We start from the raw sequence: 6,991 nt of genomic DNA, 5'->3' as shown, positions 1-6,991 counted from the left end.
TGACGCCTTCATGGGTGGGGCGTGGTATGACCGGGCTCGGCTTCCTTCCGCCCGGCCCGGTCATACCACGCCCCACCCATGAAGGCGTCAATGTACGTCTGCGGGTCACGCGAGAAGCCCACATTCTCCATTTTGCCGTACACGCTGGCGTGCGTCCGCCGCCCGCCGCCGAAGAGGGAGCCAATCCCTCCACCGAGCAGGCTGCCGATTGTACCACCGAGAAGCGTACCGATGCCGGGCACCACGGAACCGATGGCCGCACCGAGCCCGCCGCCAATCCCCGCGCCTGTACTGATGTTTGGCTGGTTGGGGAAAAGCAGGTTGCCCGCAAGGGAACCAAGGCCGAAACCAGTACCGGCCGCGCCGAGCGTGCCGAGAAGCGTGGAACCTCCTACCCCCCACCCCCCTGTAATACTATTCGCCAATGCATTAAATTGAGCCTCAGTTGCCGAAGACGCAAAAAAACCACCCGTCACATTTGAGGCAAAACTATTGATCCCCCCGGTTATGCCGGAAAAGAAGCCTGCCGCGCCAGACGTCCACGAATCGGGCAACAGGCTGGAGAACGGCAAGTTGCCGAACCCTATTCCAGAGCCGCCACTCCCCCCCGCAGCATACGCAACGCCGCCCGTACCGAGCATACCGGACACCACGCCCGCAATCTGCACGGTGATGGGCCGGGTGATCGCCATGTGCATCAAATCGGCAAGGAACGATACAAACAGCGAGCGGAACGACGACAGCGACACTTTCCCCGTCTCGATCATCTGTTCCCATACCGACTTCCAGCCGGAATCCATACCGGAATAGAGCGAGGAAAAGGCTTCCTCAGCCCCCTTCGCCGCGTCGGTCGCATCGGCCCGGTATTGCAGGAAAGCCCGCCGAGCACCGTCCGCCCATTCATGGGACGCTTGAAGCTCTTTCAGTTCACGCCACTGGTTGATGTACTCCTCTGGTATCTCAAGCCGTTCAAGTTCCTTCACCTGTGCGGCAATGACTTCCGACTGGAATTGCAGGGAAAGGCCGTATTGCCCCGTCAGTTCCTCGATTTCCTTGTAAAATTCGTATTTGTCGCGCGCGAGTTCGGCCAGGCGCTTCTCTTCCTTTTCCTGCGCCTGCCGCAGATCAAGATCACGCTTGAGCCCGGCTTCAATTTCTTTCTGCTTCTTAAGCTGATTGGCCTGTTCGGTGCTGACGCCCTTTTTATTGGCGTATTTTGTGGCCTCTTCGTTGATCTTTTCCAGCGTCTTTTCATAGTCGGCAAGGATCTTTGCCTGTTCACGCGAAAAGACATCGCCGGGGGCCGTGGCGAGCTGCGCCTGCAAGGAACGAATGGACGCCTCGGTCTGCTCCAGTTCAGACTTGTACGACGCCGCGTTGTTCTCCATCTGGTTGTACGCGGATGTGTGATCCTTGGCGGTGTCACGTAAATTTTTCTGGTAAGCCGCGTACTTCGCCTGAGTCTTGCCGAGTTCCGCACCTGCGGAAAAAAGTTTGTTGATGCCTTTGACGGCATTATCGCCCATAGCGGCATACTGCCCGCCGAGTGCGGCGGCAACCTGTCCCGCCCTCTGCCACGGTTCAAGGTTCGGCGTTTTTTGGTAAATATCAAAGAGTTCCTTTGCTTTTTCGAGAGGAAAATCCTTCGGGAGCGAGGAAACGATCTTTTCAAATACCTTGCCGCCAAGCATTTCGGACTGCATCGAACGTATGGATTTTTCCATAGCGTCGATGCCCTTGGTCACGTTATCAACATCAATATTCCAACCGGTTCCGACGGCAACCTTGGTATGTTCGGCTTCGGCGGCAAGCTGGCGCAGGGCGTCCTCAACGCTCAGGCCCTTGGCAATCAGCGCGGAAAGGTTTTTGACAAAGGAGTCATTGCTGTACAAGAGCTTGTCAATCGCGTCATTCCACGCCTTGGTTGCCAACCCTGCGGCGCGCATACGCTCGTCAATCGCCCGTACTTTTGCGGCGTAGGCGTCAAGATCCTCCTGTGTAATGTTCTGGCCGAGCTTGGCAAGCTCGCGCCCTAAAGACTCAAGTTCCGAGCGGGCTTCAACAAACCGAGTCCCGTCTGTGCTGAAAATCTGATCGAATGACAGGAAAGTCAGGCCGGACAGGGCGCTGTTGATACTCTGCGTTGCCGCTGCAATATCCGTTTTTAAAACGTCGCGTTGCCGCTCAAGCGATTTTTTGTAGGCTTCATCCTGTTCGGCGCTGAGGTTCCTTACCTCATCGGCGGCCTCGCCCATTTTTTTCTTGTATGCGTCAATCGTCGACTGGTGCTTACGGAAAACATCATCGGCGCTCGCCGTCGATGTACAGAGCGAGGTTACGGCAACGGCGGCGGCTGCAACAACGACGGCAATGGCCCCGGCTCCAGAAACGATACCGGCGAAACTCACGGCGCTGGAGAGGGTCTTAAGTGTCGTGAAAACAGAGACAAGTCCGCCTAATGCCTTAATGAAGGCATAGGCCCCGGCGCTCCACACGGCGAACTGGAGCGCCTTGCTGACGATTGCGCCGACTGTTGCACTATTATCAGCAAAGGATTTCATGACCTGTGCCAGCGTGCCGACGGCGTCCGCCGCAGAATCGGCATCAAGCATTCCCGCCTTGAGCCGCGTCCATTCCGTAGAGAGGCGGTTAAGCTGTCCCTGCAATCCGCTTGCAGCGGCTTCTGCGGCGGCCCCAAAGTCCTCCCGCATGACCTTGGCAAGTTTCGGGAGCAAGTCCTCAGCCGTCAATTTGCCGTCGGCCATGAACTTGTCGAGCTCCGCCGTGGTCATGCCCATAGCCTTCGCCGCGAGCTGGAACGCGCCGGGGAGACGTTCGCCAAGCTGCCCGCGCAATTCTTCGGCCTGCACTTTGCCCTTGCTGATCATCTGGCCGAGAGCAAGAAAAGCACCCTGCATATCGTCTTGGGACAAGGCAAGAGCGGCACCGGCGGACGCCACGGCCTCAAAAATCGAGTTCAGATCTTTTTCAAGGGACGTGCCTTTCCCCGCGGCGAAAAATGTCTTTGCCGATTCCGCCGTGGACTGGAACTGCAACCCCAACCGGTTGCTCACATCGTAAAGATAGGAAAGTTGTGCCTGTGCTGCGGACGACGAGCCAGTGATTGTGGTATAGGCTTTTGAAATGCGATCGGCTTGCAGCGCGGCCTCAAGGCACGCCTGCCCCCCGAAAGCGACGGCGGCGGTAAAGGCGAGCATGGCGGCTTTCGAGAGGCCAAGGCCGTTTGACAGCGTCGCCAGTGCGCCGCGCGTGTCGCCAAGCTCGGCGCGGAATTTGGCAAGCTGGAGCGTGGAAAGATTGGCATCGGCGGCAAGCTGCTGAAAAGCCCGCTCACGTTCCACCTGCTGCATGGCCTTTGCCAGCTTTTGCGCGTGCAGGCTTGAGGTGTTCAGCTTGACGCCCATTGCGCCAAGGTCTGTCGCCATTTTGTCAAACTTCGCGCTGGCGGCGAGCTTGGCGACAGAACCGAGACTTTCAGAAGCTTTCTTGACTGACGTATTGACGCCTGTAAACTTTTGCCCGGCGTCACCGGCGGCTTGGGCGGCCACGTCAAGGCCAGTCCCCGCTTTCTTTCCGGCATCGCCGACATCGGCAAGCCCCTGCGCGGCGGCCCCGGCGGGCTGTACCGTCCCGCCGAGGCCCGTCCGGATCTTCTGGAGGGAAGCGTCGACGGCGGCAAGGTCGCGGGCCGCTTCCTGCGTACCGTCCGCGCGGACTTCAATTCCTACCGTCGTTGTATTGCCTGTCATCGCTTTCCCTTGCTTTTGTCGCGTCTTTCCGTTTCTTTGGCATAGGCGGACAGAAAGGCCGCATCCATGCTGCGGATCGTCAAAACTTCATATGGAGAGAGGGGGGTGGACGTGAGCCGTGCCCATGCTTCAATGTCCGGCCATGACAACGGCATGGGGCCGAAACCGTTGTTGCCGCGTCCGCCGCAAAGCTCCTGAAAAAAGAACCAGAGGTACAGCCCCTCGTCGGGAATAGGTATTTCCTCGTCTTCAAGGGAGATTTCGGGGCAGCCGAGCTCTTCCGGCGTCTTCCCCGTCTGCCTGCATGCCTCAAGGATATGATCGCGCTGCGTTGTGCCGTCCGCTTCGGGCATGATCCGGGATACCCAGACGCGGACGGCTTCGCACAGCGCCCCGGTCAGTCCTGCAAATAGGCCGAGCGGTCGCTGATGAACTGGTCAACCTGCTCACGCAGCCACGGGAACCGGGTGTACAGCATAACGGCATTGTCGCGGCCGCACGGGAGGGGCGCGCCGTCAACGACGACGCCTTTCCAGCCGAGCGTGCAGGCGGCGAGCACTTCGATGCTTTCCGCCTCGAATTTTTCGGGATCAAGAGCCCGGTTGCGGAAGCCCTTCGCGTTGCTCATGCGGCGCTTGGCGATCGTGGCTGTGGCCTTGCGGTGAATGGTGGAATCGGCACCGGCAAGCGTGATGGTGACGCCGACGGCTTCGCCAGTGACGGGATCGAGCACTTCAAGATCGGCTCCCACCTCAGCCTTGGCGGCCACGTCGCGGGTGGCGAAGTCAAAGGCGGCGGGGGCGGTGACGGCGGTTTCCATGTTTTTATTCATGTGGTTTCCCCTTTGGAGTGGTAAAAGATTAAGGTTCGTCGACTTCGGGCACGGTGCGGGTGATGCGGAAATTCGTTCCGATCGTGGCGTCAAGAGCGGCGGACCACGGAACCGACAATGTGATCGGGCCTTCGGACTGCGCCGAGTCTTCCGCGCCGGTCAACGTGATGTTGGGAATAAGAAACGTGTACGAATATTCGCCGCGCTCAAGTGTAAACTCCAGCTTCACGCGGGTATCGTTGATAAACATCTCGGGGATATTCCCGTCGACATAGAACGCCGAAAGGGTACCTGAAAGGGTGCTCCGTCCCCAACTCACGGCTTGCGCCGATCGGCTGAAAAGCGCGTACTGCGGCTCGATGCCGTTGTTGAGCGTAAGATCGATTCCGGTCACAACGGCAATTTCCGTTTCATTGACCTTGAGAGCCCCCCGGAAGCTGTCGAACGGATCACCCTCCGGGGCCGGTGTCGGCGAAGCCGAAAGCGGCGTTTTCCCTTTCCCCCCGGAAAGCCCCACAAACGAAAACGTGCCGGTGATCATTTCATTGGGTTTGATGGAGAGCGAAAGCTGATTGACGAAACACCCCGTATACGTCGCGTACTGGCCGATGTTTTTAAAGGCGCGTTCAAGCGTGAAGGCGTGAACCGCCGTTCCCGCGTCCAGCACGTTCTCGTTCCAATTCCCGGCAAGGGCTGCCTGTAAAAACGGATCGTACTCTCCAGACACAAGATCAAAAGCTACATCACCGGATACCTTGTCGACGCCGGTTCGGTGGAAAGGGATTTGACGATCAGGACGCAGGGCGTTCGCCGTGAACGTATCGCGCGAGAGCGTCAGCGAACAGGAATTGTGATTGAGTTCAACCATGCGGGGGGACACGGGCGTTGTGCCCGGCGTCGTCTCTTCGATATACCTCAGTCCGTGGTTTGCACCGGATGCGATGGTGTACATGCCTGTATCCTTCTAGGCTTGGAAGGCGTAAAAGCCCACGTTGACCACAGCCTCAGTCCGTTTGCCGTCGCAGACGGGCGCAGACTTCCGGGGCGTGGTGATAGTGCCGGTTCCGTCGTCAAAGTGGATGTCATCCCCGCGCGGGAACCGGCGGGCAATCTGATCGGCGAGCGTCGCGGCAAGGGAATCCTCCCCGGCCTTGACCACCACCTTGATCTCAATCCGCCCGTCGATTTTGGTGAGGCCGCCCATACCGAGCGTGGCCTGCCGCTGATTTTCAAAAACAATCTGCGCCCGCAGGTGGCTGGCGTGCGGCGGCACGAACGGCTCCCCCTCCCAACCGAGAGGCAGGTCCAGCGCGCGGGCGGCAAACCGAACTTTCTCTTTCAGGGTGTCATACAGAAACGCCATCAGCGTTTTCTCCTTGACTAAAGGCAAATGATTGCCGCCAGAGTACGGACCAGACGCACACGCCCTGTCCGGCAAGCTCCTCATCGGTTACCGCCTCCAACGAACGAACCACGGCGGGCCCCACCGACAGGCCGAAGTCGTTTCCATGGAGCACCAGAGCCGTTTTTTCAGCAACGGCCAGCGCCTCGGCTTCCGCTCTCTCGGCTCCGGCCACATTATTCGAGACGACAAGCGCCCCAAAGGTGGCCGTCACATCAAAATCAAGTGAGCCACCCGCAGCCTCATTGTCCGCGGCTACAGCGGCGATGAGTACGGACACGCCGGGCGGAAGCCCTTTCTCGGCAACGGCATCAAGTGTGATTTCCCCAGAAAAGGCTTCCACGCGGGGAAGTGTCGGGAAAACGGCTTGCAGTTGTGTAACGGCGGCGTCACGCACTTCGGTCAGACTAGGCATGGTCAACCCCCAAATGTCTTTTTACGATGCCCACGATCGCCCTCTTCCAGTCGTCCGGGATATCGCCGTCGCGTTGAAACAGGTAAGGACGGGCTGGAATATGAATATTATATGCGGCTGAGGCCATGCCGAACTTGGCGCGTTTGTCGTTTGCCTTGGCAAAGCGCACCTGTCCCTTGTTTTTTCCCCGACTGATGCGCCGGAAGTGCAATTTTGTTGCACCCACAGCCCGATTGATGACAGCTCCGAACTGATGGACCGCCGCATAGGCGAGGTTCGTCCCGACAATTACGCTGTCCGGTGTCATGTTGAGCGTGATGCTCTTCTTGAGCCGCCCGTGCCGCTGCAAAATAGGGTGGGCGTTGCCCTTTCTCTGCCGCACGGTCGCGGGCTTCAACGGTTCCCACGCTTCGCCATCGGGAGAACATTCTGCTTCAAACCCCTGCCGGATGCTCACGAGCAGGGACATGCCAATTTCACGGAGAATGCGTGGTTTCTCGGCCTCGAAGCGTTTCAGCCCCACCGAAAGGGACAGGGTGACGGCTCCATCCGTGGCCTTGATGCTGATCATG

7 protein-coding genes are annotated in these 6,991 nt (G+C 58.9%); all 7 read right to left on the bottom strand.

All coding sequences use genetic code 11. The annotated features are described in order from the left end of the window. Window positions 1-8: 8 nt before the first annotated feature. Genes ACZM8Y_RS13440 through ACZM8Y_RS13410 form a run of 7 tightly spaced genes read right to left on the bottom strand, consistent with a single transcriptional unit; the run spans window position 9 to window position 6,990 of the window. Window positions 9-3,770 (bottom strand): tape measure protein, encoded by a 3,762-nt coding sequence (locus tag ACZM8Y_RS13440; protein WP_489501791.1) that lies wholly within the window; start codon window positions 3,768-3,770, stop codon window positions 9-11. Then, window positions 3,767-4,123: a phage tail assembly chaperone gene (locus ACZM8Y_RS13435; RefSeq protein ID WP_479858762.1), complete on the bottom strand. Its 357-nt coding sequence runs from the start codon at window positions 4,121-4,123 to the stop codon at window positions 3,767-3,769. Before ACZM8Y_RS13435 ends, ACZM8Y_RS13440 begins: the two co-directional genes overlap by 4 nt. 44 nt (window positions 4,124-4,167) lie before the next feature. Next, window positions 4,168-4,602 (bottom strand): hypothetical protein, encoded by a 435-nt coding sequence (locus ACZM8Y_RS13430; protein WP_487479898.1) that lies wholly within the window; start codon window positions 4,600-4,602, stop codon window positions 4,168-4,170. A 28-nt stretch (window positions 4,603-4,630) separates the two neighbouring features. Beyond that, window positions 4,631-5,554 carry a phage tail tube protein gene (locus tag ACZM8Y_RS13425; protein ID WP_482334227.1) on the bottom strand — a complete coding sequence of 308 codons (924 nt, stop codon included), beginning with the start codon at window positions 5,552-5,554 and terminating at the stop codon, window positions 4,631-4,633. 12 nt (window positions 5,555-5,566) lie between these two features. Beyond that, the gene (locus tag ACZM8Y_RS13420; RefSeq protein WP_482334229.1) at window positions 5,567-5,965 is read right to left on the bottom strand and encodes a phage tail terminator-like protein; all 399 of its coding nucleotides are present in this window, start codon (window positions 5,963-5,965) and stop codon (window positions 5,567-5,569) included. After that, a complete protein-coding gene (locus ACZM8Y_RS13415) occupies window positions 5,949-6,419 on the bottom strand; it encodes a phage protein Gp37 (protein WP_479858766.1) in 471 nt (156 codons plus the stop codon). Before ACZM8Y_RS13415 ends, ACZM8Y_RS13420 begins: the two co-directional genes overlap by 17 nt. Beyond that, complete coding sequence (locus ACZM8Y_RS13410) at window positions 6,412-6,990, bottom strand: phage virion morphogenesis protein (RefSeq protein WP_482334231.1); 579 nt, start codon at window positions 6,988-6,990, stop codon at window positions 6,412-6,414. Before ACZM8Y_RS13410 ends, ACZM8Y_RS13415 begins: the two co-directional genes overlap by 8 nt. Between the last annotated feature and the right edge of the window lies 1 nt (window position 6,991).

The sequence above is a fragment of the Bilophila sp. genome (assembly GCF_057864385.1).
The sequence above is the reverse complement of the archived record's forward strand: the minus strand, read 5'-3'. Positions and strand labels throughout refer to the sequence as shown.

Bases quoted from the DNA above. Each gene is read 5' to 3' on its own strand.
- ACZM8Y_RS13420 (WP_482334229.1), bottom strand. From the start codon at position 5,965: ATGGCGTTTCTGTATGACACCCTGAAAGAGAAAGTTCGGTTTGCCGCC.
- ACZM8Y_RS13435 (WP_479858762.1), bottom strand. From the start codon at position 4,123: ATGCCCGAAGCGGACGGCACAACGCAGCGCGATCATATCCTTGAGGCA.
- ACZM8Y_RS13440 (WP_489501791.1), bottom strand. From the start codon at position 3,770: ATGACAGGCAATACAACGACGGTAGGAATTGAAGTCCGCGCGGACGGT.
- ACZM8Y_RS13410 (WP_482334231.1), bottom strand. From the start codon at position 6,990: ATGATCAGCATCAAGGCCACGGATGGAGCCGTCACCCTGTCCCTTTCG.
- ACZM8Y_RS13415 (WP_479858766.1), bottom strand. From the start codon at position 6,419: ATGCCTAGTCTGACCGAAGTGCGTGACGCCGCCGTTACACAACTGCAA.
- ACZM8Y_RS13430 (WP_487479898.1), bottom strand. From the start codon at position 4,602: ATGAATAAAAACATGGAAACCGCCGTCACCGCCCCCGCCGCCTTTGAC.
- ACZM8Y_RS13425 (WP_482334227.1), bottom strand. From the start codon at position 5,554: ATGTACACCATCGCATCCGGTGCAAACCACGGACTGAGGTATATCGAA.